This is a genomic window from Streptomyces sp. WM6386, assembly GCF_000972385.1.
Classification (GTDB): Bacteria; Actinomycetota; Actinomycetes; order Streptomycetales; family Streptomycetaceae; genus Streptomyces.
Map to the genome: position 1 here is coordinate 1 of NZ_JXTE01000501.1, position 442 is coordinate 442.

Sequence of the window (442 nt, forward strand, 5' to 3'; positions counted from 1 at the left end):
GAGTTCCGGGTTGCGGTGCAGGACACGGAACAGGGTGAGCGGCTCGTGCGGTGCGTCCGGGGGCATCCAGCGGCGCAGCGACTGGTCGATGGCGGCGGGGTAGGGCGGGTGGAGCGGTTCTATGCGTGGCATGCGGCACCCTCCTGCTTCGATTTTCGAATCAGTATGCTGCTTTCAAAACCGAAGCACAAGGAGTGGGGCATGGGGTCAGACACGGAGTCCGCGACGCCGCGGCCAGGTGTGCCGGTACGCGGGTCCACGTCGGGCCGCCCCGTCATGGCGGCACTGGATCTGCTCGGCCGGCGCTGGGCGCTACGCATCCTCTGGGAGCTGCACCAGACACCCGCGGGTTTCCGCGAGCTTCAGCGGCGGTGCGAGCGCATGTCCTCCAGCGTGCTCAGCACCCGCCTCGGCGAACTGACCGAGGCCCGTCTCCTCGCCC

General features: G+C 69.0%; 1 protein-coding gene and 1 pseudogene. One reads left to right on the forward strand and one right to left on the reverse strand.

Annotated elements, in window-relative coordinates; all coding sequences use genetic code 11:
* Window positions 1-132, reverse strand: a pseudogene (locus TN53_RS49420) (carboxymuconolactone decarboxylase family protein); the annotation flags it as partial.
* Window positions 133-276: 144 nt separating this feature from the next.
* Between TN53_RS49420 and TN53_RS42425 the strand changes: the two are divergent.
* Window positions 277-442 (forward strand): winged helix-turn-helix transcriptional regulator (locus TN53_RS42425; RefSeq protein ID WP_199924767.1); only part of this gene is annotated, 166 nt, incomplete at its 3' end.